This is a genomic window from Jannaschia sp. M317 (genome assembly GCF_025141175.1).
In the GTDB taxonomy this organism is placed as follows: domain Bacteria; phylum Pseudomonadota; class Alphaproteobacteria; order Rhodobacterales; family Rhodobacteraceae; genus Jannaschia.
In genome coordinates this window covers 52,609-77,939 of sequence record NZ_CP081157.1, presented here as the reverse complement: position 1 = coordinate 77,939, position 25,331 = coordinate 52,609, and the positions used below count along the sequence as shown (strand labels likewise).

32 protein-coding genes and 1 pseudogene are annotated in these 25,331 nt (G+C 64.1%); 14 read left to right on the top strand and 19 right to left on the bottom strand.

Going from position 1 to position 25,331, the window contains the following annotated elements; all coding sequences use genetic code 11:
* The first annotated feature begins 245 nt into the window (after positions 1-245).
* The 3 genes from K3551_RS18895 (at position 246) to K3551_RS18885 (ending at position 2,583) form a co-directional block, all read left to right on the top strand.
* Positions 246-1,058, top strand: coding sequence for a transglutaminase family protein (locus K3551_RS18895; RefSeq protein WP_259919958.1), 813 nt, complete (start codon positions 246-248; stop codon positions 1,056-1,058).
* Between the two features lie 113 nt (positions 1,059-1,171).
* Positions 1,172-1,615 carry an isoprenylcysteine carboxylmethyltransferase family protein gene (locus K3551_RS18890; protein ID WP_259919956.1) on the top strand — a complete coding sequence of 148 codons (444 nt, stop codon included), beginning with the start codon at positions 1,172-1,174 and terminating at the stop codon, positions 1,613-1,615.
* A gap of 44 nt (positions 1,616-1,659) precedes the next feature.
* Positions 1,660-2,583, top strand: a complete 924-nt coding sequence (locus K3551_RS18885; RefSeq protein WP_259919953.1) for a cation diffusion facilitator family transporter — start codon at positions 1,660-1,662, stop codon at positions 2,581-2,583.
* Positions 2,584-2,605: 22 nt separating this feature from the next.
* On the opposite strand, the gene K3551_RS18880 is transcribed toward K3551_RS18885, so the two are convergent.
* The 3 genes from K3551_RS18880 to K3551_RS18870 form a co-directional block, all read right to left on the bottom strand.
* The gene (locus tag K3551_RS18880; protein WP_259919951.1) at positions 2,606-3,145 is read right to left on the bottom strand and encodes a copper chaperone PCu(A)C; all 540 of its coding nucleotides are present in this window, start codon (positions 3,143-3,145) and stop codon (positions 2,606-2,608) included.
* Between the two features lie 29 nt (positions 3,146-3,174).
* Entirely contained in the window at positions 3,175-4,113 is a 939-nt protein-coding gene (locus tag K3551_RS18875; RefSeq protein WP_259919948.1) for a cation diffusion facilitator family transporter, read from the bottom strand.
* A 190-nt stretch (positions 4,114-4,303) separates the two neighbouring features.
* Positions 4,304-4,732: a helix-turn-helix domain-containing protein gene (locus tag K3551_RS18870; RefSeq protein ID WP_259919945.1), complete on the bottom strand. Its 429-nt coding sequence runs from the start codon at positions 4,730-4,732 to the stop codon at positions 4,304-4,306.
* Positions 4,733-4,901: 169 nt separating this feature from the next.
* Here K3551_RS18870 and K3551_RS18865 point away from each other — a divergent pair, with 169 nt between their 5' ends.
* The 7 genes from K3551_RS18865 to lspA are packed head-to-tail and all read left to right on the top strand — an operon-like array spanning position 4,902 to position 9,861.
* A complete protein-coding gene (locus K3551_RS18865; protein WP_259919943.1) occupies positions 4,902-5,504 on the top strand; it encodes an SCO family protein in 603 nt (200 codons plus the stop codon).
* A 2-nt stretch (positions 5,505-5,506) separates the two neighbouring features.
* A complete protein-coding gene (locus tag K3551_RS18860; protein WP_259919939.1) occupies positions 5,507-5,950 on the top strand; it encodes a disulfide bond formation protein B in 444 nt (147 codons plus the stop codon).
* A complete protein-coding gene (locus K3551_RS18855; RefSeq protein WP_259919937.1) occupies positions 5,947-6,606 on the top strand; it encodes a thioredoxin domain-containing protein in 660 nt (219 codons plus the stop codon). The genes K3551_RS18860 and K3551_RS18855 overlap by 4 nt, the downstream gene beginning before the upstream one ends.
* Before the next feature lie 10 nt (positions 6,607-6,616).
* Entirely contained in the window at positions 6,617-7,237 is a 621-nt protein-coding gene (locus K3551_RS18850; protein ID WP_259919935.1) for an SCO family protein, read from the top strand.
* A complete protein-coding gene (locus K3551_RS18845) occupies positions 7,234-8,565 on the top strand; it encodes a M23 family metallopeptidase (protein ID WP_259919934.1) in 1,332 nt (443 codons plus the stop codon). The genes K3551_RS18850 and K3551_RS18845 overlap by 4 nt, the downstream gene beginning before the upstream one ends.
* A 43-nt stretch (positions 8,566-8,608) precedes the next feature.
* Positions 8,609-9,391 (top strand): ZIP family metal transporter, encoded by a 783-nt coding sequence (locus tag K3551_RS18840; RefSeq protein WP_259920180.1) that lies wholly within the window; start codon positions 8,609-8,611, stop codon positions 9,389-9,391.
* A gap of 29 nt (positions 9,392-9,420) precedes the next feature.
* Positions 9,421-9,861 (top strand): signal peptidase II, encoded by a 441-nt coding sequence (gene lspA, locus K3551_RS18835; RefSeq protein WP_259919932.1) that lies wholly within the window; start codon positions 9,421-9,423, stop codon positions 9,859-9,861.
* A 4-nt stretch (positions 9,862-9,865) separates the two neighbouring features.
* On the opposite strand, the gene K3551_RS18830 is transcribed toward lspA, so the two are convergent.
* Positions 9,866-10,375 (bottom strand): murein L,D-transpeptidase family protein, encoded by a 510-nt coding sequence (locus tag K3551_RS18830; protein ID WP_259919930.1) that lies wholly within the window; start codon positions 10,373-10,375, stop codon positions 9,866-9,868.
* A 66-nt stretch (positions 10,376-10,441) separates the two neighbouring features.
* The gene (locus tag K3551_RS18825; protein WP_259919928.1) at positions 10,442-12,790 is read right to left on the bottom strand and encodes a cation-translocating P-type ATPase; all 2,349 of its coding nucleotides are present in this window, start codon (positions 12,788-12,790) and stop codon (positions 10,442-10,444) included.
* 252 nt (positions 12,791-13,042) lie between these two features.
* Between K3551_RS18825 and K3551_RS18820 the strand changes: the two genes are divergently transcribed.
* A complete protein-coding gene (locus K3551_RS18820; protein ID WP_259920178.1) occupies positions 13,043-13,288 on the top strand; it encodes a hypothetical protein in 246 nt (81 codons plus the stop codon).
* Here K3551_RS18820 and K3551_RS18815 read toward each other — a convergent pair.
* The gene (locus K3551_RS18815) at positions 13,273-13,914 is read right to left on the bottom strand and encodes a L,D-transpeptidase (RefSeq protein ID WP_259919926.1); all 642 of its coding nucleotides are present in this window, start codon (positions 13,912-13,914) and stop codon (positions 13,273-13,275) included. The two genes, K3551_RS18820 and K3551_RS18815, sit on opposite strands and share 16 nt — an antisense overlap.
* Before the next feature lie 181 nt (positions 13,915-14,095).
* Between K3551_RS18815 and K3551_RS18810 the strand changes: the two genes are divergently transcribed.
* Complete coding sequence (locus K3551_RS18810) at positions 14,096-14,848, top strand: heparan-alpha-glucosaminide N-acetyltransferase (protein ID WP_259919923.1); 753 nt, start codon at positions 14,096-14,098, stop codon at positions 14,846-14,848.
* Between the two features lie 92 nt (positions 14,849-14,940).
* Entirely contained in the window at positions 14,941-15,522 is a 582-nt protein-coding gene (locus K3551_RS18805) for a DedA family protein (RefSeq protein ID WP_259919921.1), read from the top strand.
* On the opposite strand, the gene K3551_RS18800 is transcribed toward K3551_RS18805, so the two are convergent.
* The 5 genes from K3551_RS18800 to K3551_RS18780 all read right to left on the bottom strand — a co-directional run bounded on the left by K3551_RS18800 (position 15,488) and on the right by K3551_RS18780 (position 18,813).
* Complete coding sequence (locus K3551_RS18800; protein WP_259919919.1) at positions 15,488-15,745, bottom strand: phage integrase N-terminal SAM-like domain-containing protein; 258 nt, start codon at positions 15,743-15,745, stop codon at positions 15,488-15,490. The genes K3551_RS18805 and K3551_RS18800 overlap by 35 nt on opposite strands.
* Before the next feature lie 227 nt (positions 15,746-15,972).
* On the bottom strand, positions 15,973-16,194 hold the full coding sequence (locus K3551_RS18795; protein WP_259919916.1) for a hypothetical protein: 222 nt from the start codon (positions 16,192-16,194) through the stop codon (positions 15,973-15,975).
* Positions 16,195-16,664: 470 nt separating this feature from the next.
* Positions 16,665-17,114 carry an RES family NAD+ phosphorylase gene (locus K3551_RS18790; RefSeq protein WP_259919914.1) on the bottom strand — a complete coding sequence of 150 codons (450 nt, stop codon included), beginning with the start codon at positions 17,112-17,114 and terminating at the stop codon, positions 16,665-16,667.
* Positions 17,115-17,135: 21 nt separating this feature from the next.
* A complete protein-coding gene (locus K3551_RS18785; protein ID WP_259919912.1) occupies positions 17,136-17,567 on the bottom strand; it encodes an antitoxin Xre-like helix-turn-helix domain-containing protein in 432 nt (143 codons plus the stop codon).
* 346 nt (positions 17,568-17,913) lie between these two features.
* Positions 17,914-18,813 carry a DUF2493 domain-containing protein gene (locus K3551_RS18780; protein ID WP_259919910.1) on the bottom strand — a complete coding sequence of 300 codons (900 nt, stop codon included), beginning with the start codon at positions 18,811-18,813 and terminating at the stop codon, positions 17,914-17,916.
* 1,060 nt (positions 18,814-19,873) lie between these two features.
* Between K3551_RS18780 and K3551_RS18775 the strand changes: the two are divergent.
* Positions 19,874-20,434, top strand: a pseudogene (locus K3551_RS18775) (MobA/MobL family protein); the annotation flags it as partial.
* Positions 20,435-20,638: 204 nt separating this feature from the next.
* On the opposite strand, the gene K3551_RS18770 reads toward K3551_RS18775, so the two are convergent.
* From K3551_RS18770 to K3551_RS18735, 8 genes are all read right to left on the bottom strand, one after another.
* Complete coding sequence (locus K3551_RS18770) at positions 20,639-20,845, bottom strand: hypothetical protein (RefSeq protein WP_259920168.1); 207 nt, start codon at positions 20,843-20,845, stop codon at positions 20,639-20,641.
* Between the two features lie 785 nt (positions 20,846-21,630).
* Complete coding sequence (locus K3551_RS18765) at positions 21,631-21,921, bottom strand: hypothetical protein (RefSeq protein ID WP_259920165.1); 291 nt, start codon at positions 21,919-21,921, stop codon at positions 21,631-21,633.
* A 142-nt stretch (positions 21,922-22,063) separates the two neighbouring features.
* Positions 22,064-22,561 carry a hypothetical protein gene (locus K3551_RS18760; protein ID WP_259920163.1) on the bottom strand — a complete coding sequence of 166 codons (498 nt, stop codon included), beginning with the start codon at positions 22,559-22,561 and terminating at the stop codon, positions 22,064-22,066.
* Positions 22,558-22,986, bottom strand: coding sequence for a hypothetical protein (locus K3551_RS18755; protein WP_259920161.1), 429 nt, complete (start codon positions 22,984-22,986; stop codon positions 22,558-22,560). The genes K3551_RS18760 and K3551_RS18755 overlap by 4 nt, the downstream gene beginning before the upstream one ends.
* Complete coding sequence (locus K3551_RS18750) at positions 22,979-23,356, bottom strand: hypothetical protein (protein WP_259920158.1); 378 nt, start codon at positions 23,354-23,356, stop codon at positions 22,979-22,981. The genes K3551_RS18755 and K3551_RS18750 overlap by 8 nt, the downstream gene beginning before the upstream one ends.
* A 102-nt stretch (positions 23,357-23,458) precedes the next feature.
* The gene (locus tag K3551_RS18745) at positions 23,459-23,929 is read right to left on the bottom strand and encodes a DUF6915 family protein (RefSeq protein ID WP_259920156.1); all 471 of its coding nucleotides are present in this window, start codon (positions 23,927-23,929) and stop codon (positions 23,459-23,461) included.
* Positions 23,929-24,354 carry a hypothetical protein gene (locus K3551_RS18740; protein WP_259920154.1) on the bottom strand — a complete coding sequence of 142 codons (426 nt, stop codon included), beginning with the start codon at positions 24,352-24,354 and terminating at the stop codon, positions 23,929-23,931. Before K3551_RS18740 ends, K3551_RS18745 begins: the two co-directional genes overlap by 1 nt.
* A gap of 96 nt (positions 24,355-24,450) precedes the next feature.
* The gene (locus tag K3551_RS18735) at positions 24,451-25,155 is read right to left on the bottom strand and encodes a DUF736 family protein (RefSeq protein ID WP_259920151.1); all 705 of its coding nucleotides are present in this window, start codon (positions 25,153-25,155) and stop codon (positions 24,451-24,453) included.
* Between the last annotated feature and the right edge of the window lie 176 nt (positions 25,156-25,331).

The window sequence follows — 25,331 nt, the reverse complement described above, 5'->3', positions numbered from 1 at the left end:
CGGCCAAAACCCGGGCGACATCGAAGAGCGGGATATGTGGGCACTGCAGTTGCGGAGATAACTTCGCTCTCCAAGTTCATGGCATCTAGCTGATCCACGAATTCGCGGTATCAGATACCATCACCTTCACGGATGCCCTATGCGAGAGTGCCCTGTTGGAGTCACCCTGCATCACAATCACCTCTTGAAGCTACAGCCGCTGTAGATCGCATCTTGGACGGGACAAACGAATCAAGGGCGCTGACATGACCGATCGACACCTCCGCCGCACCGATCTGTTGAACTTCGACGCCACCGCGATCGGCAACCTGATCACGGCGCGGGGTTGGACCACCCTGTCGCCTTTTGAACGCATCGGCGCGGCCTACGACTTCGTCCGCGACGAAATCGCGTTCGGTTTCAACCGCGACGACGCGATTCCGGCCTCGGAGGTGCTGCGCGATGGCTACGGGCAATGCAACACCAAGGCGACGCTGCTCATGGCGCTGCTGCGTGGCTTGGACGTCCCCTGCCGCCTGCACGGTTTCACCATCCACAAGGCGCTCCAGCGCGGCGTGGTGCCCGAAATCGCCTACCGCATCGCGCCCGAAAGCATCCTGCATTCCTGGGTGGAGGTCGAACGGGGTGGGGCATGGGTGAACCTCGAAGGGTTCATCCTCGACGCGTTGTTCCTGTCCGCGCTCCAGACCGCGTTCGCCGGCCGCTCGTCGCTCTGCGCCTACGGGGCAGGGACGGACTGCCTGACCGATCCGCCGGTCGCTTGGACGGGCAGTGACACCTACATCCAGCGCACGGGGATCAACCGCGACCTCGGGCTCTACGACGATCCAGACGCTTTCTATGCCAAGCATACCCAAGCATTCGGCCTCGTGCGCGGGTTTATCTACCGACATGCGATCCGCCACTGGATGAACGCCCGCGTCGCTGGCATCCGCCGGGGGAGGGTGCCCACGATTCCTGGGACCTCGGCGCTCATGGTAGCCGATGATCGATCCGACAGTCTTTCTCCGTTGGGGTCAGAACCGGAGTCTGTCGGTCGCCAGCGGGCTCAGCCTTGAGGGAAATCCTTCTTCTCTCGGGAAGCCTCGTGAACGTGGCAGTGATTGTGATGCTCTTGTGGTCGATCGCTGTTCCGGAGCGACGGCTCTGGCCGCTCCGTGCGGTTACGCCAATGACATTTATCGCAATATGGCTGCCGACTTTCTGGGTGTTCGGCTGTGCAATCGGGTTGGGCATCTTGAACTGGAACGGGCTCGATTGGCCAAACTGGCTTCGTTGGGGCCTCGGACTCCCCCTTATTCTGATTGGCAACGTCGTGGTTTGGAGCGCGGTCGCGAATATTGGTCTGGGGGCGACCAGCGGCGGCCCGGCGGCGTTGCAGGTCGATGGCTGGTATCGATGGTCTCGCAACCCGCAATACTTCGCAGACATGATGATCATGAGTGGATGGATACTGCTTGCCGCATCCGTCTGGGTTGTCCCGGTTGCGATCGGGATCATCATCGCGCTGGCGATCGCGCCCTTTGCCGAAGAGCCGTGGCTTAGGAGGACCTATGGCACGGCTTACGACATTTATCTGAGCCGAACGGCACGGTTTGTCGGTTTCGTGCGTTGAGCCGCCGGACAACGGGCTCCGGGTCTTGGGAGGGAAACTGAAGGATGGGTGCAGGACACGCGCATGGAAGCGGCGATCAAGACGCTTCACCCGAGAAGAAACGGTCGAAGGAGCGTGCGATCGGACTCGCGGCCCTTCTGACAGGCGGCTTCATGGGGGCCGAAGTGGTAGGTGGCGTTGTATCGGGATCGCTCGCGCTATTGGCCGATGCGGGACACATGCTGACGGATTTCGCCTCGCTCGTCTTAGCCTGGTTCGCATTCCGGCTGGCCCGCCGCCCCGCGGACTGGAAGCGAACATACGGCTTCGATCGCTTTTCCGTCCTCGCAGCGCTTGTGAATGGTTTGTCGCTGTTCGCTATCGCGATCTGGATTTGCTTCGAAGCCTGGCATCGTTTGAGCGAACCAAGCACCGTCCTGGGAGGTCTGATGCTCTGGGTCGCTGCGGGTGGCCTTGCAGTCAACGTCCTATCGTTCTGGATCCTGTCGCGCACAGAAGGAGAGAACCTTAACGTCAGGGCCGCCGCGCTTCATGTTCTTGGAGATCTATTCGGTTCCGTCGCCGCCCTTGCGGCAGCCCTCGTGATTATCTTCACCGGCTGGACACCTATCGACCCGATCTTGTCGGTGTTGGTTGCTTTGCTCATCCTGCGATCGGCTTGGAGCGTAGTGAAAGAGAGCGGGCACATACTTCTCGAGGGTGCGCCGGCTGGGTTCGATACGCGCGAAGTGACGACCGACCTCGTCGCTTCAGTACCAGGCGTGGTGTCGGTCGATCACCTGCATGCGTGGTCGATCACTCAAGAACGGCCCGTTGCGACACTCGAGGCTACCATCACGCGAGACGCGGATCAGCTAACGGTGCGGGCTGCGATCAGGGCTAGGATGGAGGAACAGTTTGGTATGGATCACGTGACTGTCGAGATCGACGTCGAAGACGAGCCGACGGTGCAGCATATTCGGGCCTAAGGCTACCGAGCGTTCACGACAGTTAGTCCTCCTCGTCCATTTCGTCGTGGTCATTCGGATCGTCGCCCATACCCTCCATGTCGCTTTGGTCGGAGTGATCGCCTCCGGAAATCCCCGCGCCACGAGGATCGACGTTGATGACGATCTCGACGTTGCCAGCACGCTGGAAGACCAAGACCGCAGGGAAGGTCTCGTCCAGCTCGATAGGATCGCCGCCCAAACCTTCGAGCATGACATGGTAGCCATTGGGCTCGAACGCGATGGTTTCGCCGGGCGGAATGACGATGCCTTCAGGCTGTGATCGCATCCGTGCGATGCCGTCCGCAATTTCGGTCCGGTGGAGGCTCGCGCCTTCGAAATTCGTCGCCTCGACCGCGACCAATCGATCGGGTTCGGTGCCCGTATTGGTCACCGTCAGATAGGCGATCGCCGTCGGTGCGACGCTGGGCATGGGATGAGTGTAGGGATGCCCGATCTCCAGATCCTTGCCCGAAAACTCGTGAGCAGAGAGGGGTAGGGCAGCGGTCGCCGTCAGCAGGAACGAAAGCAGTGTGCGACGCATTGTGGTCTCCGTGATTTGTGTCGTGTTAGTTAGGTGCCTTGGGCCGATCCAGCATCTTCATGTCCGAGTTGTGCAGCTTCGCGATGCCGGTGATCGGCCCGCTCCAGTTCGAGCGTCGTATGATCGATATCGAATGCGTCTCGAAGGTGGATCTTGATCGCGCGCTTCACGTTTTCCGCTTCGTTCCAGCGATCGGTGAGGAGGACGACATGCGCGTCGAAGGCCGCTTGGTGTTCTTCCATCTGCCACAGATGCACATGGTGCAGTTCCTCCACGCCGTCGATCTCTTCCACGGCCGCGATGACCGCCTCCGCATCCAACTCCGGAGGGCAGCCCAGCATCAGTGTTCGGATCGGCCCGCCGATCTCAGTTAGCGCGAGATAGAGGATATAGGCTGCGATCCCGAGCGTGATGGCCGGATCGATCCAGTACAAGTCATAAAGCAGGATCAGGCTTCCAGCGACGATCACCGCAACGGAGGCGAGCGCGTCGGACAAGTTGTGCAGAAAGAGGGCGCGGATGTTCACGCTCCCCTTCTGCATCGAATAGGTCAGCGCGGCCGTAAGGGCATCGACGATCAGGGCGATACCTCCGAGGATGACGACCGTCCAGCCTGAGACCTCGGAAGGCTCGATAAAGCGCATGATGCCCTCGTAGATCAGGTAGATCCCGATCAAAATCAGCGAGGTGTAATTGATTAATGCGGCCACGACTTCCACACGCCCATAGCCGAATGTCATGCGTGCATCCGCGGGACGTCGCGAGATCTTGCGCGCCGCGAAAGCGATGACCAGCGAGGCCATGTCGGATAGATTGTGGATGGCGTCCGCGATCAGCGCCAGGCTTCCGGAGAGGATTCCACCCAAAATCTGCGCGATAGTGAGTAAGCCGTTTGCCCAGATCGCCACCGCGACACGCCGGTCACCCGAAGCCGGATCAAGATGTACGTGACCATGATCGTGCGACATGCGGCGGCTCCAGCTCGTCTATGGGGAGGAGATTGCCGGATGAAGCCGGCCCCCCTTGGGGCGAGCCGAAATCCCTAAATCCACCCCGTTCTGATCGAGACCTAGGCGCTCTAGCCGCTAGAGGTTCAAGGGTTTTTCTGCATTGCCATGGAGGTTTTCTGCCGTTGGTTCGCGCGGCGCGATTCTACGCTCAGGCTCCGATTTCATTATGCTGTGTCAGGCACTCGTCGTGATCGCGCAGAACTCCCAGAACTCGACATTCTCCTACTGTTCCACCGGAGCATTCGTGGACCATCCGAGCCAACTCGACGCGCAAGGCTTCGAGCCGCGCGATGCGTTGCTTCACGTGTTGAAGCTGGCGTCGTGCGATGTCATCGACCTCGGCGCAGGAGCGATCTGGAATGTCTGACAATCCTAAAAGTTCCCGGATCGCGTCTAAGGAAAACCCAAGCTGCCGGGCATGTCGTATGAACGACAGTCGGTCGAGCTCATCGGATCCATAGCGCCGCTGGTTCCCCTCAGTGCGACCGGGTTCGGGCATGATTCCGATCTTTTCGTAGTACCGGATCGTCTGGACCTTCGTTCCGGTCCGGCGCGACAGATCTCCAATGGTCAGCATGTGTCCTCCTAAACCTTCAAGCTTCAGAGGTTTTAGAGTGATACCTGAAGTGATTGAAGGTCCGGCGATTCACGGTCTCGTGATCTAACGCGAAGATTTAGCGCTTGAACCTCTACCTACTAGAGATCGCATCTCCAGTCTTATGCGATCGTGAGGGCTATTTCGAGAAATGTCGAAGCTGAGACTGGTGTTGTGGACTGCCGTGGCCGTCGCTCTCGTTGGCGTCGGTTTTCTGGCACTCGCACCATCTCGCGTGACCTCGATCCCGTTCCTCGTCGCGCCCGAGGCGGACGGCGTGCAGGCGCGGTTCGAACTCACCGACCAAAATGGCATGGTGCAGACTCGGGACGAATTCCGTGGGCGCTGGATGTTGATCTTCTTTGGCTTCACCAACTGCCCGGATATCTGCCCGACAGGCCTGGCCACAATCTCGGCCGCGATGGACAATCTCGGCGCGGATCGTGAACAGGTCCAGCCGATCTTCGTCACCGTCGACCCGTCGCGCGACACGCCATCGCGCCTGAAGGAATACCTCGCCTTCTTCGACCCCGCCATCGTGGGACTGGGCGGCACGGACACGCAACTTGAACGGACGGCTGGCGCTTTCAAGATCTACTACGAGCGCGTCGAGGACGAAGGTGCGCCCGACGGCTATACGATGGGGCACGCGCCAAATTTGCTGCTCTTCGATGATGAAGGTGTCTTCGTGCGCACCTTCGACCGTAACGCCACACCCTCCGAGGTTGCTGACGACTTGCGGGGAAGGATTTAGAAATGACCGTCATATCGACCGGTAGCGCGCTGGATGGCACTGCGACGCGCTATCTCCTAATCGCTTGGGTCTTGGCCCTAGGATCGTCGCTGGCTGTGCTTTTCATAGGCGAGGTTCTGGGACAGATGCCCTGTACTCTCTGCTGGTATCAGCGCGCCTTCATGTTCCCGCTCGCGATCGTGCTCGGGGTCGCCGTCTGGCGAGAAGATACGAAAGTTTGGGTCTATGCCTTGCCGCTTGCGGCAGGGGGTGTCCTGATCGCGGGTTACCACATGGCCCTCTACGTCGGGCTTGTGCCCGCGCCGATCACGCCTTGTTCCGATACCGGACCGTCCTGCACCGATGATGGGATGCTCTTTCTCGGCCTCCCGATCCCGATGATGGCGCTCGGTGCCTTTGCCGCGATCGGCTTCTTTCTCCTGCCTCTTCGACGGATTGCCACATGACCACCAAGACCACACTCCTTGCCATCCTCGCCGTTGCCTTAACGCTCTTCGCCGGTGGCACTTGGTACATGGGCCGCCCGGACACGGCCGCTATCGCGACAGCGGAGCCAGTCCAGGCGCAGGACGCGCTGGTGCGGGGCCATTCGCCGATCTTGGGGCGCGAAGACGCGCCCGTGACCATCGTCGAATTCTTCGATCCGGCCTGTGAGGCCTGCCGCCGCTTCCATCCTATCGTAAAAGGCATTCTCGAGGACCACCCAGACGATGTTCGGGTCGTCGTCCGTTACACGCCATTCCACGGCGAGGCCTCCGAGGTGGCCGTCAAGGTGCTCGAGGCTGCCCGTATGCAGGGCGTGTTTCTTCCCGTCATGGACGCCCTGCTGGAGGCACAGCCCCGATGGGCGTCGCATGGAGGTGCCAACATTGCTCTCATCATGGAGGTCGCCGTCGCTGCCGGTCTCGACGCCGAGGCAGCTGAGACGCAGATGCGCGCGCCCGACGTGATCGGCGTGCTCAACCAAGACCGTGCCGACGTCGAGGCGGTCGGCATCCGCGGAACACCGACCTTCTTCGTGAACGGAAAGCCGCTGCCCGAGTTCGGGGCCGCACAACTCATTGCGATGGTCGAGGCTGAAGTCGCGGCTACGACCGATTGAGCGACCGGGAATGCGTCGGACTTTTCTCGCCTCGGGCGCCGTCGTCGCTGCGCTGGTCTTCGCTCTGCTGCTTGGCTGGTGGCAGGTCGATGGCCCCGGAGCAGACCAAGCTCAGACGGACGATCCCCGGCCTTTGCCGCTGACCGAGATGTCATTCACCTTGACCGACCAATCGGGCCGCAACGTCGGCCCGGATACCTTGGCCGGCAAGCCGGCACTCGTGTTCTTCGGCTTCACCCATTGTCCCGAGATCTGTCCGACGACGCTGTCGGATATTTCGGGCTGGCTCGACGAGCTGGGCACAGATGCAGAGCGGATCACGCCCGTTCTGATCACGGTCGATCCGGAACGGGACACGGTGGAGATCCTTTCAGAATATGTCGGGTTCTTCCACTCGGCGATCCAAGGCTGGACCGGCACGCCCCCGGAGACAGCGAAGGCCGCGGCGGGATTCCGCGTAGGATATCGAAAGGTCCCGCTGGAGGAAGACTACACGATGGACCATACGGCAGGCGTCTTCCTATTCGACGCGACAGGACGTTTCGTGACGGCTATCGACTATCACGAACCGAGGGACTTCGCATTGCCAAAAATACGGCGAGCGTTTCAGAATGAAGAGGCAGGGCAATGAACAAAATTGGAACAATGGGCCTTCTGGGACTGGCGTCGATCATGACTGTCGGCGGCACGACGGCTTGGCGGATGCCTATGGCGGAGCCGCCACGGATTTTGAGCGCGGCGCCGACAAGCCTCGCCGCTCCCGCCGAACCAGCTGCTCCGAAGGTCGCTGTCGCAATGGCGGAGACCCGGCCAGTGACCCTGCAACCATATCTCGACCTGCCTGACATACCGAGTAGTCTTGAGGCGATCAGAGCCGCACTCGCTCTCCCCCCCTGGTCCAAGACCCTCGACCCAGGAGATACGCTCGGCTCGATGCTTGAAGCAGCAGGTGTGGATAGCCCTATGAAGTCGGCAATCACGGATGCGCTCGCGTCAGAGTATGACCTGCGTAAGCTCAAGCCAGGGTACGAATTGCGAGTGCTCTACGGATCGACACCCGTTCCCGTATCGGTCGAGTTGGCCGTCGGCGAAGGCAAAACGATCGAGGTCACGCTTGGATCGACGGTCTCTGCCCGGACAATCGAGCCGGAAGCGGAGCAGGTCGCCCGCGCCGGTGCGCTGGAAGTCGAAGGGTCGATTTACGCCTCTCTGGATCGTGCTGGCGTCCCGACCGGTTTCGCGAATGACCTTGGGAGGATCCTTGATGGGTTCGTGGATATGCGACGGGATTTGCAGGGCGGCGAGCGGCTCAGCATTCTATGGGACGAGACAATGCTTCCGGATGGAACGGCAGTTGGACGCCCGACCATGCGATACGCCGCAGTCGATGTCGAAGGCATGCTGTACGAGGTTCTGTGGCCGAGTGAGGATGCCGGAAGCCGACACTCCATCTATCGCAACGGTGCTCTTCTTAAAGACCTGGTGCCGCCTGTAGAAAATGCCCGCCTGTCGTCGGTCTTCGGCCCACGCCGACACCCCATCTTCGGAGACATGCGGCAGCACACCGGCGTCGATTATGCAGCCATGCGCGGCACGCCTGTCAAATCCACCGCCGCCGGACGTATCGCTTTTGTCGGATGGAGAGGCGGATACGGCAAGGTTGTCGAAATCACACACGGCAACGATACGATGACTCGGTATGCCCATCTCGATGCCATTCGTCCGGGACTGTCTGCGGGGGACGTCGTGGCCGCAGACGATCCAATCGGCGTGGTCGGCGATACGGGCACGGCGACGGGGCCGAACTTGCATTTCGAGGTTCGGATCGGCGGGCGCCCCGTCGATCCAATCGCTCATCAGGGCGATGGGTTCGACAAGCGGCCTGATGGGCAGAGAGCGAAAGCAGCGCTCGCCGCGACGCGGGCGGATTTCGCGGCGCTTGCCGAGATCGACGCATGATTCGCGAAAAACAACTCATCTCCAAGGATATCTAATGGCCGCCATCGCCCAACTCTCTCCGGTAATGCTTGGCCTAGTCGGAAGCTTGCTCGCTGGCTTGATGACGAGCGTCGGAGCACTGCCGGTCCTCTTCGGTAAGACGCCAACGCGCATGTGGCGCGACATCTCGCTCGGCTTCGCCGCAGGTGTAATGCTGGCAGCGTCCTTCTTCTCACTTATCATCCCCGCGCTCGATGCCGCAGAAGAACAGGGGGCGACTGGGGCCATGCCCGCCTTGATCGTTTGCGCCGCCATTCTGATCGGAATGGGCGTTGTTGCGCTGATGAACGAGACGATCCCCCACGAGCACTTCGCCTCCGGCCGCGAGGGGCCCGAGGCGGCCGCCGTGCGACGCGTCTGGCTTTTCATCATCGCCATCGCGATCCACAACGCGCCAGAGGGCCTCGCCGTCGGCGTAGCGTTCGGAGCAGAGGGCTTCGAAGGTGGGTTCCCCGTAGCGCTTGGCATCGGGCTTCAGAATGCGCCGGAGGGTCTGGCCGTGGCCGTGGCCCTTTTGGGAGAGAAATATTCGCGGATGACGGCATTCGGTGTCGCCGCCCTGACCGGACTGATCGAACCGGTGATGGGGCTGCTCGGTGCGGCGGTGATTGTCGTGGCTCAGCCGCTACTTCCATGGGGCCTCGCCTTTGCCGCAGGTGCGATGCTGTATGTTATCAGCCACGAAATCATTCCCGAAACCCATCGAAGCGGGCATCAGAACCAGGCAACGCTCGGCCTTGCTGTTGGCCTAGTGGTCATGCTTTTTCTCGACGTCTGGCTGGGATAATGCGCCCTCCTGTTCAATTCGGCGTTGCCATGGCTGTCGTGGCTCTGGTCATGGATCAAGCGACCAAGGCCGCCGTAGTCGCCAACGCATCACAGCTTGAGGGCGGTCTGACCGTCTTTCCAGGCTTCGATCTGGTCTTTGCCCGAAACACGGGAGTTGCCTTCGGCCTGCTCGGCACCCTGCCACCCTGGGGGCTCGCCCTGCTTGCTATCGGTATCGTCGCGTTTCTCGTGGTCGGGATGGCTCGAACGCACAGTCTCGTGGAGGGCATCGCCTACGGCACCGTGATCGGCGGCGCGCTCGGCAACATCATCGACCGGATACGGCTCGGCGGCGTGACCGACTTCCTCGACTTCTACGTTGGCGTCGCCCATTGGCCAGCCTTCAACATGGCGGACGTCTTCGTCGTCTGCGGTGCGGCGTGTCTTGTGATGCTCGGCGGTAGGAAACCGGCACTGGATGGCGGCTGATCCTCTAAGCTGTTATCTCGATCGGTGTGCCATCGCGCACCATCGCATAGATCCGCTCGATCTGACGATCGGTGGTGGCGATGCAGCCGGCCGTCCAATCGCGCTTGTCCATGGGGTCGATGCCCCGGCGAGGACCGCCATGGATGAAGATATCGCCGCCGGGCGACTGACCCTGGGCCGCAGCGAACGCCCTATCCTCGGCGTTCGGATATGAAATGCCGATGGACAGATGGAACAGGCTGCTCGGATTTCGGCGGTCGATCATGTACCGGCCTTCAGGTGTCTTACCATCGCCCTCGAACTGCTTGTGTCCTTCGGGAGCAAAGCCCAGGCCGATGGGAAAGGTGGCGAGGATCCGATCGCGACCGTCAAGGAACAGTATCCGGTCCGCCTTCCGGATGCGCAATCGCGTCACCTCGGGGCCGTTGTAGGATCGGAACTTGCCGGCACATCCCGCGAGCGCCACCGCAACGCCCCCAAGGAGGGCGGTTCGCCGTGTTAGTGAACTGTTCATCGCCGCCTGCCTCGCCTTTTGTGCCGTGCTATCGTCCCGATTCCGACGCCTCAAGGGGTCAGGACCCTATCGACCGTGGGCGAGGGCGCCCTGTGTCATTCGGGTTCCGATCCGCTCGCCGCCCTTGGGGTCCGGTTCATCTTTTTCTCCCCGAAGCAGTCGAAGCGCATTGGCGACCACCAATAGGGAAACGCCCACATCGGCTGCGATAGCGCCCCACATGCTCGCCATGCCGAACGCTGTCAGACCGACGAATACGGCCTTCGTCGCCAACGCGAGCACGATATTTTGGCGGATCACGCCCATGGTGCGGCGCGAATGTCCGATAAGCCACGGCACCTTGGCGATATCGTCAGTCATCAGGGCGATGTCGGCCGTCTCTATGGCGGCATCCGATCCGACGGCGCCCATTGCGATGGCAAAATGGGCGCGGGCCATGGCAGGTGCGTCGTTCACGCCGTCGCCGATCATCGCGACGACTGCATACTCGGCGACCAATTCTTCGATCGCAGTGACCTTGTCCTCCGGCAGCAATTCCGCTCGGACCTCGTCGATGCCCACCTCGGCGGCCACGGCGCGAGCCGTACGTTCGTTGTCGCCGGTGAGCATAATGATCTTGCGGACGCCCTGCGCATGAAGCCTGGAGATGACGGCGCGCGCGTCCGGGCGGATGCGGTCGCGCAGCTCTATGAGGCCCATCAGGCGATCTGCGGTCCCGATCGCGACTAGTGTGCTGCCCGCACCCTCGATCCGTTCCAGCAGGTCGCGGGGGATGGCTTTATCCAAGCCTTTCTCGGCAGCGAACCTGTCGGAGCCGAGCCAGACGGCCGCGCCATTCAGCATTCCCTCGACGCCCCGTCCAGGCACCGTGCGCGTCTCTTCGGCAGCCTCTGTCGGCAGGCCGTCCCGTTCGCCGCGAGCCAGGATCGCGCGGGCCAGCGGGTGGGAGGACCGCGCCTCCAGCGCGACCGCGGTTCGCAGGAGGTCCATTTCGGGCGTCCCGTCGATCGGATGCAGTCCTGCGACCTCGGGTTCGCCCATGGTGATCGTGCCCGTCTTGTCCATGGCCAGCGCGGAAAGCTTGGCCGGGGCCTCAACATAGGCCCCACCCTTGATTAGCACGCCAGCCCGGGCGGCTGCGGCCAGGGAAGCAACTATGGAAACCGGCGTGGAGATGACGAGCGCGCAGGGGCAGGCGATCACGAGGAGGACGAGAGCGTTATAGAACCAGTCCGCCCAGCCCCCGCCCATGACCAGCGGCGGGAGGACCGCAATGGCGACGGCCAGTAGCATTACGATGGGGGTATAGATACGAGCGAAACGCGTCACCCACTGCTCGACCTCGGCGCGCTTGGAATGGGCGTCGCCCACCATACGGATAATCTTGGACAGCACCGTATCCGAGGAAGCTTTCGTGGCCCGCACGGTAAGGGTGCCGTCGCCGTTGATCGTCCCGGCATAGACCTCGTCGCCGACCTCCTTGGGAGTCAGGGCGCTTTCCCCCGTGATCGGGGCTTGATCGACCTCTCCGTGCCCATTCACGACCTCGCCGTCGAGGGGGATGCGGTCACCGCCCCGGACGACGAAGCGGTCCCCCACGGTGACTTGCTTGGCGGGCAGATCGGCCTCGGACCCGTCTTCGCGGATAACGCGGGCCGTCGGCGGCGCGAGGTCGAGCAGCGCGGAAACGGCGTTCCGTGCCCGTCCCACGCTCCAGGATTCGAGCGTCAGGGAGAGGGCGAAAAAGAAGGCGACGGTCGCCGCCTCGAAGAACTCGCCCAATCCGATGGCTCCGGCTACGGCCACTACCATCAGCAGGTTCATGTCGGGTGATAAGCGTCGCGCGGCCGACCAAGCCTTAGGCGCAACCAGCCAGGCTCCGAAAACGATGGCGAGCAGGAACAGCGTCATCTCGGACAGGGGCATGGGCACCTCCCCATGCCCGGAGAAAAGCCGAAGTGCACCGCCGACGCCCGCTTCCACCCCATGCCACAGGAAGCCCGCCGCCCAGAAGCCCCCAGATAGAGCCGTAAACAGGCGCTGCCGGGAGAAATGCGCGGCTTGGTCGGCGTCGGCGGTCTCATCGTCCCATGGCTTGGCGCTCATGCCGGAGCCGTCGACAATCTCGACGATGCGCGCGTCCGGGAGCGGCGGGGCGCCATCGAGGACGATCATGCGGGCGTTGAGCACGTCGAAAGCCAGATTGTCGGCACCCCCGACCTGCGGTCCGACCACGCGGCGAAGGATCGCGACCTCTTCAGCGCAATCGAGCCCGTTGACCCGAAAACTGCGACCGGTGCCAGGGGCCGGGATGGCCTCGGCCACGCTATCCGCCGCTGAACCGCAGCAGCTGCCGGTCTGGTCATCGTGCGAATGGCCGTGATCATGGGAATGGCGGTGGGATTCTTCGACCATGTCGTCGCTCCGAGATGCTTCGCCGTGCAATCTGGGTCCTCTAGGCCCTAGAGGTTCAAGGCCAAAATCGCAGTTTCTGCAGTTTTTCCACGCGGTCGGAAATCACTTCTTGGATTTCGGAGGATCAAGGGTCATGCCTGATTGTCGAAAGAGCGGAGAGTTATCATATCGAGCCTCCGCACATCATGATGAACCGAATAGGACCAGGCAATGTATCGCACCCGCGCAAGTCTCACTCTCTTCCTCCTTCCAATGCTGGGCGCATGTGTGGGAACTATGGATGATAATGGATCGACCAAGGCACGGACGGTTCCTGACGAAGTCGTCGCGCTCGCCGACCCCAGCCAGAATGTCCTGACGGCTCGGTTGATGCCGGAAGACGGATGCTTTTGGTACGAGTACGTGGGGCCGGTCGAGACGACTCTGCTGCCGCTCAGAACGCCTCAGGGCAATCCGATTTGCGGCCAGTCCAGTGAAGTTGCTCAGGCCGGGGCGTAGAGGAAGGCCCTCGATCCGGTCCGAACGTTCGGATAGAGCGTATTTATATGCGCCATCACCATCCGCACACAGCCCGAGCTTGCCCGTCCACCGATTGATCGGGCGTGAGGCGTTCCGTGGATGCGAAGATAGGTGTCTCGGTCGCCGACAAACAGGTAGAGCGCGCGTGAACCGAGCGCATTCTGTGGCCCCGGCTCCATTCCGTCTGCGTATCGCTCATACTCGGGGTTTCGCTCGATCATGCTTCGAGTTGGGGTCCAATGCGGCCACTGCACCTTGCGGCGGATCGTGTAGGTGCCGGGTTCGTAGAGCTCATCGCGGGCGATCGCCACGCCATATCGCATGGCCGTGCCGCCTTCCTCGATATGATAAAGGTAGAGCGCGACAGCATCGACATGGATGTCACCGGGGACAAGACCCGCATTCGCCTCCACTCGACGAGGCAGGAACCGCGGCTCCAACCCCCACGGGTTCGAGGTCGCCGGATCGTAGTTTGCGGGTGTCACCTGCGCGTCCCATGCGGCCTTTTCAGCAGCTGTCGGTTGGCGGCTGGCCAAAACTGGCGTCGCAATGGCCGTGGAGAAAAGAGCCGCCGTCGTTTGAATGAAATGCCGTCTCGTCAACATGGCCTAAAGTCCTCGTTTTCAGTCTTCATCGCGTGACGCGATCGGATCAGTTGGTAGGGTCATCCTATAGCTGAAGGTATGCAACCTCTACCGGGTATAGGTTCAAGACCGAAATCCTGTTTTAATTCAGGGGGTGTAGCAATCTTCTTCGGCCCCATCTAGGCGTCCCAAGACCATTGCTATGACCGGACCGCCGATGCACGATCAAAAGACCAAGGACCGCGTTGTTGCGATCGATATGATCCGCGGCATCGCAATTTTTGGCGTCGTCCTGTTCCACCTGGTCTGGGATCTTGCCTTTCTCGGAATGATCCCTGCTCCTTGGGTGTCCAGTCCCCTATGGATCGCGTTCGGACGCACCCTTGCAGGTACGTTCATGGTGCTGGTGGGCATCAGCTTTGCTTTGGCCGCGAGGAACAAAATTCTGGCAAGACCGTTCCTGCGACGCATGGGCGTGATCACAGCCGCAGCCCTCGCGATCACCGTAGTCACCCGCCTGACCTTTCCGGAGGCCTATGTTTATTTCGGAATCCTGCATGCAATCGTCGTGGCCACCCTCGTCTGCGCAGTCTTGATCCGCGCACGGCCCCTGTTCGTCATTGTTCTGGGTATCACGATCGTCTTCATCGGGAATGCCGTCGAGATTTCCGCCTTCGATCCGAGGCATCTTGCTTGGATCGGGTTCGCCGCCGACCCACCTTTCTCGAACGATTTCGTCCCCGTCTTTCCTTGGGTCGGGCTCTCATTGATCGGCCTCGGTGCAGGGCGCATCATAGAAGCCCGCAGCTGGTTCGCATTCCTCGCCGTACCGTGTGTGCCCCTTCGCACGACGCTGGTCTTCGCGGGACGATGGAGTCTGACGATCTATCTTCTGCATCAGCCGATCCTGCTCGCGATACTCGTTCCTCTGTCATGGATCGTCGGCCGTGCATGATGGGATGGCGCTGTGAAAAAATCTGATTGTCGTGGATGTCGGTAGAAGAATTTCTGGCTGCTCGTCAGAATCTAAACGGATGAAAGAGATCGATGGAAACGTTGCTGAATTGGATCGCCGTCAATCCGGTCGCGGTCTACGCGCTGCTCTTCGGGTACTGCGCCCTCAAGAGCGGCGCGCTGCCACTCTTAGCGGGGGTTGTCGCGCAACAGGGAGTACTCGATCCGATTCTGGTGGCGGTGACGGTCTTCCTCGGCGGATATCTGGGCGACGAGGCGCGCTTCGCGGTCGCACGTCGCTATGGCGGCCGACTCTTTGCAGCGCGCCCGAAGATCCGCGCGTGGATCGAACAAGCTGGACGGTTCCTCGACACCTACGGCATCACTTACATCTTCATCTATCGGTATCCTAAGGGCCTGCGTACCATCGGAGCGCTTCCGGTCGGCCTTTCCGGCATGTCCTGGAGAACTTTTACGGTCTTCAATGCTGCCTCGGCCATCGTCTGGGCTGGAGTGCTCGTCGGGATCGGGTACCTACTTGGTGAGCAGATCGCGGCGGCCGCCGAGAGCAGATGGGGTTTCATAACCTTCTTGCTTCTAGTCTTCTTTCTGGGCGCGTCTTGGCTCGCATTTCGCAGTTTCACGCGGTCATTGCTCGATGCCGCTGGCAAATGAGAACAATCGCCATATCGAGAAGAGACAGAAATGGTCCCATATGTATATCCAGCTGGAACGCCCGCAGATCCTCAGGCGTCGCCGTGTCGGGCGAGCGGCCCAGGAACCGAGTGAAGTCGCGCATCACCCGCAGGTACATGGTCTGCGTCTTGGGCTGCAGACCCTTGATGCGAATATTTTCGAGAAACCGTCGGCGCAGAGCGAAAACGTGTTGATCGGGCATGGAAGCCTCTTGGTATCGGATTAAGAAGGCCCCAATCGTCCGACAGACGTGCACATCCACCAAATCACACCGCCCCGATCAGAGCGCATCATTTGCTTCAAGCGCCCTACCGCGAAAGCGGTTTCGTCCTTGTCCGCATAGCGGACAACCACATCCGCGACGAGAACGTTCTGCGATGTGCTTTCTGGGCGGCCCTTGGGCCGCCCAGGCGGGGTAGGGGGTGCGTGTCAGAGCCCCCCGTCCCTGCTCTCGCCCTCGCCTTCCTCCTGCGTGCGGGGTTCGAAGGCGACGAGCTCGGTGGCGCCGATGGGGAAGTCGAGCTTGATCGAGAGGCACTTCGAGCCATCCTCGCGGGTGTTCTCGAAGACGGTGCCCACCCGAGTGTAGCGGGTCTTGGTGGTGCCATTCTGGGTGTAGGTGACGGGGGTGGTGAGGTTGTAGCGGGCCATGTCGTGGTCTCCTTGTGTTTCGATGGGGTCGAAGAGGCCGGATCGAAGGAGCGGGGGCGCAGGCGCGAATGCGGAGGGTCCGCACCCGGCAGGGGGGTGGAAGCCGTATTCGTGCTTGCCGGAGGGGAGGGGACCGACCCGCAGGGCACGCCCGCGCGCGATCCGGCCAGACACCCATCACGAAGAAACGACAGGAGACCACGGGCAGGGATTGGCCCGCTCACAACCTCATCCGCACGGCACCGGACAGCGCACAGATCGGCAAGGCCAAAAGCACCCGCACCCGGTAGCAGACCAAGCAGAGAAAACATCCACGAGGACGGCGGGGCCAGGATAGGACCAAGCTCGACCACCACCAGGCGCCCGAAGTCGGAGAGGGAGCCCATGCGTGAAGGAGAACAAGCGACAGGGCGAGAGGACGTGGACGGGCAGGGAACCGGATGCGCCTCCCTGCACCGGCAGACGCCCGCCTATGGCCCGAAGAGCCGCCGATCCCAGTGCACTGGTTTGTGCAGCGAATGCTCGATCCGGTCGGCGTCGGGATGGGCGGGGTTGATGAGGACGTTCCGCTCCTCGCGCGCGACGACGGACGGCACAAGCAGGATCGCGGAACGCCCCTGGTGGACCCACATCGCCCCGAAATCGACGCTCGGCCCGGGCGGCATGGCGTCCCAGCCGGGCAGGCCGTCCTTCGTGGCGACCTCGTAGGAGATCCCCGCCGGGATCGTGGTCTGCACAGCATGCTGGTTCGGGGGCAGGCGCCCGGAGCCGTGGACGAGCCTCTCCAGCAGGGCGGTGGCGTAGTGCTCGGCCGCGTAGATCACCGGTGTTGCGGCGTCGTTCCAGCGCCCCGGCGCGATGGTAGGACCGGTGGCGTCATAGATCGGGTAGAGCCCGTTCGGGTTGCCGATCCGCCACACGCCGAGCGTACGGTCGAGGCGCTACGCTGTCATCGCGAGAGGATCAGGCGGCGGAGCCAAAACGGAGGCGCTGCAGGACCCCTCGACGAAGTCGGCGCCGAACTCGTTATCGAGGGTCACGTCGATGGGGCGGCGGTCCTCCAGCATCGGGTGGGCGCGGTGCAGGAAGGCCCGGGCCTCTTCGGGCGAACCCCAGACCTCCTCGGCCGGTGCCAGGACCTTGGCCGCGCGGGCCAGCCGTGCGCTCTCCTCGCGTGAGAGCGGCTCATGGCGCTTGCGGCGGCTGGCGAGCGTGGCCTTGGGGATGAGGCGGTAGCGCAGCGCGGGCTCTAGGGCGACGCGGCGGGCGAAGGCGTCGATGGCGGCCAGCGGCAGGCCGTCGTTGATCCGATCCACCAGCGAGAGCGGCGAGCTCGCGCCGGGGAGATCGAGAATGGCTTCGACGGTCTGCATGGCGCGCCTCATCGTGAACTATCTAAGGCTCAAGATGGGACCATACGGTCGATCCTTCAGGTATGCGGCTCACTGATGGCGCTGTGGACCGACAGGATAACGCGCACCAGGCTAAATCTGGCACCGACTGTCTCCACACGCTTCGCCACCCCACCGGGCGTGGCTGCGGCGCGCATAGCGCCGGTCCGGTCTGGCGGGGCCCTCGCGGCCTCCGCCAGACCGGACATCTCGGCCCCGCAGGGGCCGCGCCGCCGCGTATCTCCTTCGCGGACACGCCGAAGGGCGACCCGCCCGGGGCCGCCCTCCTGTCGTCTGGTCAGGTGGGTGGGGGCGCTGCGCCCCTGGTTCACGCCGCGCGGGCCAAAGTCTGCTCTGCCGCGATCCGGGCGACGTGCAGGCCCTTCTTCTCGGCCTTCTCCGCGAGGTTAAGACCGATCCCACCACCGCCGAAGAGGATCACACCCCGCAATTTCGCCCGCAGCATCTCGTCGTTTGCGCGGAAGGGCGCGGCCTTGGCATGGGCGTTCCAGTTGGGGCGGAACAGCACTTGCGGCACCTTGCGGTTGCGCGCCCATGCGGCGGCGATGCGCTCGGCCCCCTTCGATCCCTTGTGGCACAGGACCATGTCGGGGCAGCGGGCGCGGGCCGCATCAAGCCGCGCGAAGATGCGGGCATGGTCGGCCCAGTCCGATGCCCCCGCCACGGCGATGAACGTCCCCTTGACGGTGTTGCGCTCCGCCTCGGCCCGGTCGGCTGCTTCCAACAGGCGCTTCGCCTCGAACACGGCTCCCGTCTCCATCGCGCGCCGCGTGGTGCGGTTGCCGGTGACGGGCACGTAGGCGTCCCCGGTCTCTCGCTCGTAGGCCTCGGCGGCGGCTTCGGCCATGAGGCGCAGCGCGTCGCCCTTCTCTTGCGTCGTCTCGAACTGGCGCTGTGCGGTCTCCAACTCGACCTCGGCCACCTCGGACCCGTCCTGCGCACGGATCAGGGCGGTGATCTTATCCTTTAGCCGATCGGCGGCTTCCTCGGTCAGGGTCGCGCGGCGCTGGAACATGGTGGCAAACGCATGGGCGAGGGGTTCCACCTCGGACGCGAGCCCAGTGTTCTGGATGGTCCCGATGATGGCGTCGAAGGCATCGCCCACGGCGCGGCCCTGCAACTCCAAATCGTTCGGGATGGGTAACTCGTCGGTGCCGGTCTCGGTGAGGCCGAAGAGCTCGATCTGGTCATAGGGGGTCATGGTCATGGGTCTGTTTCCTTCTGTCATCTGGTGCGCCGGGCAGCCCCGGCCTTGGTGGGAAGCGCCTCGCTTCCTCTGTCCTCAGAATACCCCTTAACCCCCTGACACCGAAGGAATATATTGGCCTGCATCGCAAATAAACCTTTTGCAAACAAACCCTTACTCCGCTTGTTTCGATCCCCGACCGAGAGAGCACATCGCCGCCTGCCGGAGGCAGGGGGCAACAAAACCCCCGCGGCCCGAAGGGCCTCCGCATAAGAGAACCGGACGTACCTCCGGCGCGCTTCGCTTGTTTGTCACCCGTCGGTCGGTCGCACAGGCCCAGTAGGCAGGCCAGTCTGAGGGAGGGGTCAACAGGACCGTGGAATACCGGAGCCCAAAGGGGCGAGGATATGCCGCGAAAGCCTGTTGATGCCGACCGTCGGCCTGCCAGGCGTCCGGGCCGCGACCGATCCGGCAGGGTGGCGGACGGGCGGGGCAGGGAGATGGTCCGGGGCGTCCCCCGGCCGAGCGGCGTTCGTCGCCCGCAGGGCGGCGAATCCCCGAGGGCGGGGCGCAACGCTTGCCACCCCTGGATCCGATCCGGTTCGATGTCCCTGCCCGGGACCGATACCCGAAGGGCCGAGACCCGTGCCCGCGACCGACCATGCCCCGTCCGCGTGGAGAGGGCTCCGGAGGAGACCGCGGAGCGCGGAAGGCCGTAAGGCCGCCGGGGCAGGGAGGCCGGGGGTGCGGGGCTCGGGGAGGCGAAGCCGACGAGGGCCCGAAGCGACGCCGCACCGGCGGCGGCGCGGCGGCTCGAAGTGGATGCTTCGGCCCGACGTGGTGGTTCGAGGCGTTGGATCGGCATCCGGATGCCTCTATCGTTCGCCTCCCGAGGACGAGGACATCCGTCGTGGCGCATTACCACTTCACCGCCCGCATCATGAAGCGCTCCGAGAGGCGCTCCGCGACGCGTGTAGCGGCCTACAAGTTCGGGGAGCGGATCCGTCGCGACCGGACGGGACTGGTCCATCGCTAACAGCGCATGGACATGGTGATCTAAACCGGCACCCACGCGCCGGACGACGCTCCGGCCTGGGTATTCGACCGCTCCGCGCTGTGGAACGCGGTCGAGCGCCGGGAGACGCGGGTGGATGCGCAGGTCGCCAGGGAGTACGAGCTGTCGCTGCCGCACGAGCTGGACCTCGACGCGCATGTCGGGATGGTCGGACGGTTCGCGGGTCTGCTGGTGGAGCGGTTCGGCGTGGTGGCGGACTGCGCGGTTCATCGGCCGCCCGACGGCGGCGACCCCCGCAACCTGATCGTCGTGGTGCTGACCCCGACGCGCCGCTTGGAGGGGCGCGCGCTGATGGCGAAGCTGCGCGAGATGTCCCCGCGGACGGTCCTGGTCGAGCTGCGCGCGGCGTGGGCGCGGATCATGAACGAGGCGCTCGCGGCAGCGGACCACGAGGTGCGCGTCGATCACCGCTCCCTGGCGGAGCGGCGCCTGGAGGCTCTGGTCGAGGGGGACACGGACCGTGCGACGGACCTGGACCGCAAGCCACGGCCTCGGCGGCCTCAGAGGGAGGTCCAGTATGAGCGGCTGACGTGGCAGCGTGCAACCAAGCCGGAGGCGAAGCGGTGACGTCTTCGGCGACGACGAACCGGATTGGCGACGGCAACCAAGTCGGTCGGCGACGTCAGCTGGGAGAGGGCGTAACCCGAGACGACGTTCACGAGATCGTGGCATCCGCCGAAGGCGCGGGGCGACGGACGCGGCGCCCTTCGGTCCCACAGGCGCCGCCGGGCATGCGGGTGGGGGGCACCGCGGCGCCCCCCGGCGAGGGCTTCAGCCCTCGCCCTCGCCTTCCTCCCGCGCGCGGGGTTCGAAGGCGACGAGCTCGGTGGCGCCCACGGGGAAGTCGAGCTTGATCGAGAGGCACTTGGAGCCGTCCTCGCGGGTGTTCTCGAAAACGGTCCCCACCCGGGTGTAGCGGGTCTTCGTGGTGCCGTTCTGGCTGTAGGTGACGGGGGCGGTGAGGTTGTAGCGGGCCATGTCGTGGTCTCCTTTCGTTTCGATAGGGTCGAAGAGGCCGGATCGGAGAAGCGCTGGCGCAGGCGCGAATGCGGAGGGTCCGCACACCGCAGGGGGGGTGGAAGCCGTATTCGTGCTTGCCGAAGGGGCGGAGGCACGACGACCCGCAGGGCACGCCCGCGCGCGATCCGGCCAGACACCCATGCCACGAAACGACAGGAGACCACGGGCAGGGATTGACCTGCCTGCGACCTCATCCGCCCATCACCGGCTACCGGCCAGACCGGCAGAACCCGCTGAACACCGTACTCAAGAGCAGATTAGGTAGAGAGAATATCCGCGAGGACGGCAGGGCTAGGACAGGGCCAAGTTCGGCCCCACCGGGCGTCTAAGGTCGGAAACGGGACCTGTGCGTGAATGAGGGCGAGGGCTCCGGGCGAGACGACGCGAACGGGCAGGGACGGACACAACCCTCCCACCGGGGTCGGGCTCGATCATGCCGCGAAGAGACGGCGCAGCGGCACTCGCGACGGGCTGAGCGTATGCCCGATCTCTTCCTCCAACGCGACGTACTCGGACGCCAGCTTCGGCCGGAGCCGCGCCGCCCGGCGCAGATCCTTCTTCGACGCCATGATGCAGAACGAGCAGGAGCATCGCGACATCCCCGCGCGGTAGACCCAGAGCAGCCGCTGCCTGGCGGCGGCGATGGTCTCGAAGACCTCCGCCTCCGTCAGGTGGTGGATCGGCAGCCAGTCGAGCCAATGCCGCCCGGCGACGGAGTTCCGCGTATTGATCTTGAGCGGCGCCTACTTCGCCCGCCGGGGGCTCTCGTCCGCCCGCATGCCCATGTGGGAGACGACGCGCAGCTCGTGCTGCGGGCGGGCGTGCAGATAGCACTGGACCTCGCGGGTGATCGGCCCGCGCTTCAGGTCCGAAGTGCGCTGCAGGATGCCGGGCGTCGGGAAACGCCCACGCCGACGGACCACGGCGAGCAAATCGGTCTGCGCGCTGGCGAGGATCAGCGGCAGGCCCTCGGTCGTCCGCTGGATGCGACGCAGGGTGCCAGGCCGCTCGACCCGGCCGAAGGGCGCGTGCACGACGACGATCTACTTCGATGAGACGATCTCGCGCAGCAGGATCGTCATGGCCTGACTGTCCTTGCCGCCCGAATGCAAGATCGCGAAGAGTGCGCCTGCCACGATCTCGGCGGCGATGGCGGGGGAACGGATAGGCGGGCGGTCATTGGCAATCCTCCGAAGGTCCCTGCGGGGGGATCGACCTCCAGATCGCCAGCGCCATGACGAAGGGCAGCTCGTTCAGGATGGTCACATCGGGATGGCGACGCCGCACCGAGGAGATCGCCGCCTCTATCCGGCCGTGGTGGCGCAGCCCGTAGACGCGCCTATCGACCGGATCGCGCCAGAGGACGCGCTCCGCCAAGGCGCGGCGCAACTCGTCCGCGTCGATCCACTGCTGCAGGAGGGTAGCGCAGTGCAGTTCGAGGTCGGTTTCGAACGCGAGCCCGTCCGGCGTGCGCCAGGGCGGCAGGTTCGCGCGGCACCAAGCGTTGGCGACCGCATAGGCTGCGCGGTCGCCGTGGACGACATCCTCCCCGCCGGTGCCGCCGTTCGAGATCGTTCCAATCCTGCGTCCATTGACATGGAGGTCCGCCGAGTAGAACGCCGTCTCCTGCGAGGCGGCAGCGCTGTACCGGATGGCGTGCAGCTCGATCTTCATGCCAACGCCTCCCCGGTGGGGCGGGAAATGCGCGCAGCACTCGTCCAGGCGGAGGTGCGGACGCGCAGTTCGTAGTGCAGCGCCAGCCGGTCGAAGAACGCCTCGGCCCTGTCCGGCATCGTCGCGAGAGCGAGGGCGTCGGTCTCGTAGAGATCGCAGCGCACTCCAAAGGTGACGTGGACGCGGGCGTAGCTGTCCTCATGTAGCCAGACCTCATGCAGCCCGTTGCGCATGACCACGCGCTCGCCGGAGCGTTTCCAGCAGCGCGGCAGGTGCTCCCAGGCGTCCGACAAGCAGGATGCAATGGTCTCGCCAAGATCGGACCAGGCGTCCCGCCAGAGAACGTGATCATCGGGGTCGAAATAGTCGAAGGGCTCGACGTAGACGGTGCGGCCGGCGCGACTCCAGTAGAGACCCTCACCCATTGGTCCGCCCTCCGGCTGGGGCGACGGATGCAGCACTAGGGACAGGGGGCGTGTAGATCCCCGCTCGCAGCGTGCGGCGCAGATCGCCGAGGGCCTCGGCAATGGCGTCAAAGACCTCCGCAATGATGGCCTCGTTGCGCACGGCCATCCCGCACTTCGGGAAGTAGCCGCGGTAGTCGCCGAGGAACTCGCGCTCGATTGTCTCGACGGCGGTGGTCCAGGTGGAGAGCGCCATGGCGCGCTCCACTTGTGTCACGGTGAGGCCAAGCCGCGCGGCGGCGATCTCGGTCACCTGCGCGACGAGGGCATAGAGCCCGGCGCCGTCGGGGCCGATCTCGGTGATGGGGGTGGTGTCGGTGGAGGTCGTCATGGTCCGGTCCTTTCCGGTTCGTGTCGAGGGACACGGCGGAAAGGGGCCGCCCCGGTCGGAGGCGGCCCGAAAGCGGGCAGGGCGCGTTCGCCGGGATCGGTCTCAGGCGGCCCGCACCCGGCCAGCGACGACGCGCGCCTGCCGCTCGGCCATCCAGTCGGCCAGACCAAGCGCCGTCCGTCCGGCGACGACCTCAGCCCTCCAGAGCCCGGCGGGGTCGCCGCCATGGGGGACCGGCGCCGGGTCCTCTATCACCCCGTTCGCCATCCACGGTGCGGGCTCGATCCGACCGAGCCAGTCCGCCAACGTGGGGATGCGCCGGCAATCCTCGCGGACATGCTGCTCGCCGATCCAGCGGACGGGGATCGCGCGACCATCCGAGTTCGTCAGCGACGTCCCGAACACCGCCTCGGCCTCGAAAATGCCCTGCGCGTGGTGGCGCAGCGCCCGGTGCGTGGGCAGGGCCAGATGGGCCTTGGAGGCATCGAACCAATCGTGAATGACCTGATAGTCGGCAGGCACGCCGCCGTAGCGGCGCGCGGAGGGCTCGGCATGGTGCAGGGGATGCGCCATCAGATGTCCTCCGACTGGGAATGCACCCGATCGACGACGTTGTCGAAGTGGTCGAGGTCGATCCGGTCGGCGACGAGGTCCCAGGTGACGGTCCCTCCGCCGCCCTCGTTGTTCTCGAAGCCGGGGTGCTCGGCATAGGCGACGGACCACAGGAAGTCCGCGAGGCCAGGGATCGCGTCGATCTTCGGAAGGTCGGGCACGGTCGTGATCGCCTCGACGTTCCCGCTGTCGCCGTAGCCGTCGTACTCGGCCTTGAGCGCTGTCGCCCCAAGGGCGCGCAGGTCGGCCAGCAGGCGGGCGCGGTCCTCGCGGCGCTCCCGCCGCTCGCGCTCGCGCATCTCAGCCATGCGGGCTTCCATTGCCGCTAGGACTTCGGGCGAACCCGGCGCGGGCCGCAGTGCGCTCGTCATCATGTCGTCGGTCATCGTCTTCACCTCCATCGGCCCGGATCGGGCCACGCGGCGAAGGGGCCGCCCTGTGTGAAGGACGGCCCGGAACGTGTTGATCGATATGGGTGGGGATCACGCTGCGAGCGCCAGCCTCCCGTCGGCCTCGGCCAGCGGCATCAGCGCCACGACCTTGTAGGTCCCCGGCGCCTCGTCCTCGCGACGGAAGGCGTTCGCCCGATGCTGCGTCCCCATGGGCGCGTGGAAAGCGATGGAGAGGTAGGCGTTGCCCGACCGCTCCGACGTCGCCCGCCAGATCGAGCCCATCCGCACGATCCGCCCCGCGGGCGAGCGCGCCTCGATGTGCCAGTCCGGGTGGTCATCGGTGGTCTTGTGCGCATTCTCGACCGCCACGAAGTCCATGTCGAAGTCGTAGCTGCCGATAAAGCCCGCGAGGTTGCCGTCGTCCAGCGTCTCGATCCGACCCGTCAGCGCGATCGGCCGGGTCTCACCGCCCGCCAGCGGCACGATGCGCCACACGTCCTTCGGCATCTCCTCGTCGCGCACCGCGTTCATGCGCCAGGTCCGCCCCATCTGGTCGGTCAAGGCGATTTGGAAGTACTCGCGCTTCGACGTCTTCGATGTGGCCGCCCACATGGACCCCACGCGCATCACCCGGCCGCGCGGGGTGCGGACCTCGATGTGGTGGTCGGGATGGTTGTCGGCGCTCTTGTAGCCGTTCGGCACGACGCGCAAATGCGCGATGTCGAACATGAGCGTGGCCACGCTCAGATTGTAGGTCTCGCCGTCGGCGTTCCGGGTCAGGGTTCCAGTGATCATGGGTCTTCTCCTGGGGTTTCTCTTCCGATCCGGTTCGGATCACCCAAGGCGAAGCTCCCTCTCTTCTTTCCGTTGCGTGCTCGGACGTGAGCGATAGAGGCCCGCCCGCCATGTCCGCCATGCAGACTTTGCTCTCATTGGGTGCTCCGGCCCAGCGTCCGCTTCCGCGCGGCCCC

What these genes read in the sequence shown, in the direction of transcription:
- K3551_RS18895 (WP_259919958.1), top strand. Translation starts at nt 246, where the DNA reads ATGACCGATCGACACCTCCGCCGCACCGATCTGTTGAACTTCGACGCC.
- K3551_RS18890 (WP_259919956.1), top strand. Translation starts at nt 1,172, where the DNA reads ATGACATTTATCGCAATATGGCTGCCGACTTTCTGGGTGTTCGGCTGT.
- K3551_RS18885 (WP_259919953.1), top strand. Translation starts at nt 1,660, where the DNA reads ATGGGTGCAGGACACGCGCATGGAAGCGGCGATCAAGACGCTTCACCC.
- K3551_RS18880 (WP_259919951.1), bottom strand. Translation starts at nt 3,145, where the DNA reads ATGCGTCGCACACTGCTTTCGTTCCTGCTGACGGCGACCGCTGCCCTA.
- K3551_RS18875 (WP_259919948.1), bottom strand. Translation starts at nt 4,113, where the DNA reads ATGTCGCACGATCATGGTCACGTACATCTTGATCCGGCTTCGGGTGAC.
- K3551_RS18870 (WP_259919945.1), bottom strand. Translation starts at nt 4,732, where the DNA reads ATGCTGACCATTGGAGATCTGTCGCGCCGGACCGGAACGAAGGTCCAG.
- K3551_RS18865 (WP_259919943.1), top strand. Translation starts at nt 4,902, where the DNA reads ATGTCGAAGCTGAGACTGGTGTTGTGGACTGCCGTGGCCGTCGCTCTC.
- K3551_RS18860 (WP_259919939.1), top strand. Translation starts at nt 5,507, where the DNA reads ATGACCGTCATATCGACCGGTAGCGCGCTGGATGGCACTGCGACGCGC.
- K3551_RS18855 (WP_259919937.1), top strand. Translation starts at nt 5,947, where the DNA reads ATGACCACCAAGACCACACTCCTTGCCATCCTCGCCGTTGCCTTAACG.
- K3551_RS18850 (WP_259919935.1), top strand. Translation starts at nt 6,617, where the DNA reads ATGCGTCGGACTTTTCTCGCCTCGGGCGCCGTCGTCGCTGCGCTGGTC.
- K3551_RS18845 (WP_259919934.1), top strand. Translation starts at nt 7,234, where the DNA reads ATGAACAAAATTGGAACAATGGGCCTTCTGGGACTGGCGTCGATCATG.
- lspA (WP_259919932.1), top strand. Translation starts at nt 9,421, where the DNA reads ATGGCTGTCGTGGCTCTGGTCATGGATCAAGCGACCAAGGCCGCCGTA.
- K3551_RS18830 (WP_259919930.1), bottom strand. Translation starts at nt 10,375, where the DNA reads ATGAACAGTTCACTAACACGGCGAACCGCCCTCCTTGGGGGCGTTGCG.
- K3551_RS18825 (WP_259919928.1), bottom strand. Translation starts at nt 12,790, where the DNA reads ATGGTCGAAGAATCCCACCGCCATTCCCATGATCACGGCCATTCGCAC.
- K3551_RS18820 (WP_259920178.1), top strand. Translation starts at nt 13,043, where the DNA reads ATGCTGGGCGCATGTGTGGGAACTATGGATGATAATGGATCGACCAAG.
- K3551_RS18815 (WP_259919926.1), bottom strand. Translation starts at nt 13,914, where the DNA reads ATGTTGACGAGACGGCATTTCATTCAAACGACGGCGGCTCTTTTCTCC.
- K3551_RS18810 (WP_259919923.1), top strand. Translation starts at nt 14,096, where the DNA reads ATGACCGGACCGCCGATGCACGATCAAAAGACCAAGGACCGCGTTGTT.
- K3551_RS18805 (WP_259919921.1), top strand. Translation starts at nt 14,941, where the DNA reads ATGGAAACGTTGCTGAATTGGATCGCCGTCAATCCGGTCGCGGTCTAC.
- K3551_RS18800 (WP_259919919.1), bottom strand. Translation starts at nt 15,745, where the DNA reads ATGCCCGATCAACACGTTTTCGCTCTGCGCCGACGGTTTCTCGAAAAT.
- K3551_RS18795 (WP_259919916.1), bottom strand. Translation starts at nt 16,194, where the DNA reads ATGGCCCGCTACAACCTCACCACCCCCGTCACCTACACCCAGAATGGC.
- K3551_RS18785 (WP_259919912.1), bottom strand. Translation starts at nt 17,567, where the DNA reads ATGCAGACCGTCGAAGCCATTCTCGATCTCCCCGGCGCGAGCTCGCCG.
- K3551_RS18780 (WP_259919910.1), bottom strand. Translation starts at nt 18,813, where the DNA reads ATGACCATGACCCCCTATGACCAGATCGAGCTCTTCGGCCTCACCGAG.
- K3551_RS18770 (WP_259920168.1), bottom strand. Translation starts at nt 20,845, where the DNA reads ATGGCCCGCTACAACCTCACCGCCCCCGTCACCTACAGCCAGAACGGC.
- K3551_RS18760 (WP_259920163.1), bottom strand. Translation starts at nt 22,561, where the DNA reads ATGAAGATCGAGCTGCACGCCATCCGGTACAGCGCTGCCGCCTCGCAG.
- K3551_RS18755 (WP_259920161.1), bottom strand. Translation starts at nt 22,986, where the DNA reads ATGGGTGAGGGTCTCTACTGGAGTCGCGCCGGCCGCACCGTCTACGTC.
- K3551_RS18750 (WP_259920158.1), bottom strand. Translation starts at nt 23,356, where the DNA reads ATGACGACCTCCACCGACACCACCCCCATCACCGAGATCGGCCCCGAC.
- K3551_RS18745 (WP_259920156.1), bottom strand. Translation starts at nt 23,929, where the DNA reads ATGGCGCATCCCCTGCACCATGCCGAGCCCTCCGCGCGCCGCTACGGC.
- K3551_RS18740 (WP_259920154.1), bottom strand. Translation starts at nt 24,354, where the DNA reads ATGACCGACGACATGATGACGAGCGCACTGCGGCCCGCGCCGGGTTCG.
- K3551_RS18735 (WP_259920151.1), bottom strand. Translation starts at nt 25,155, where the DNA reads ATGATCACTGGAACCCTGACCCGGAACGCCGACGGCGAGACCTACAAT.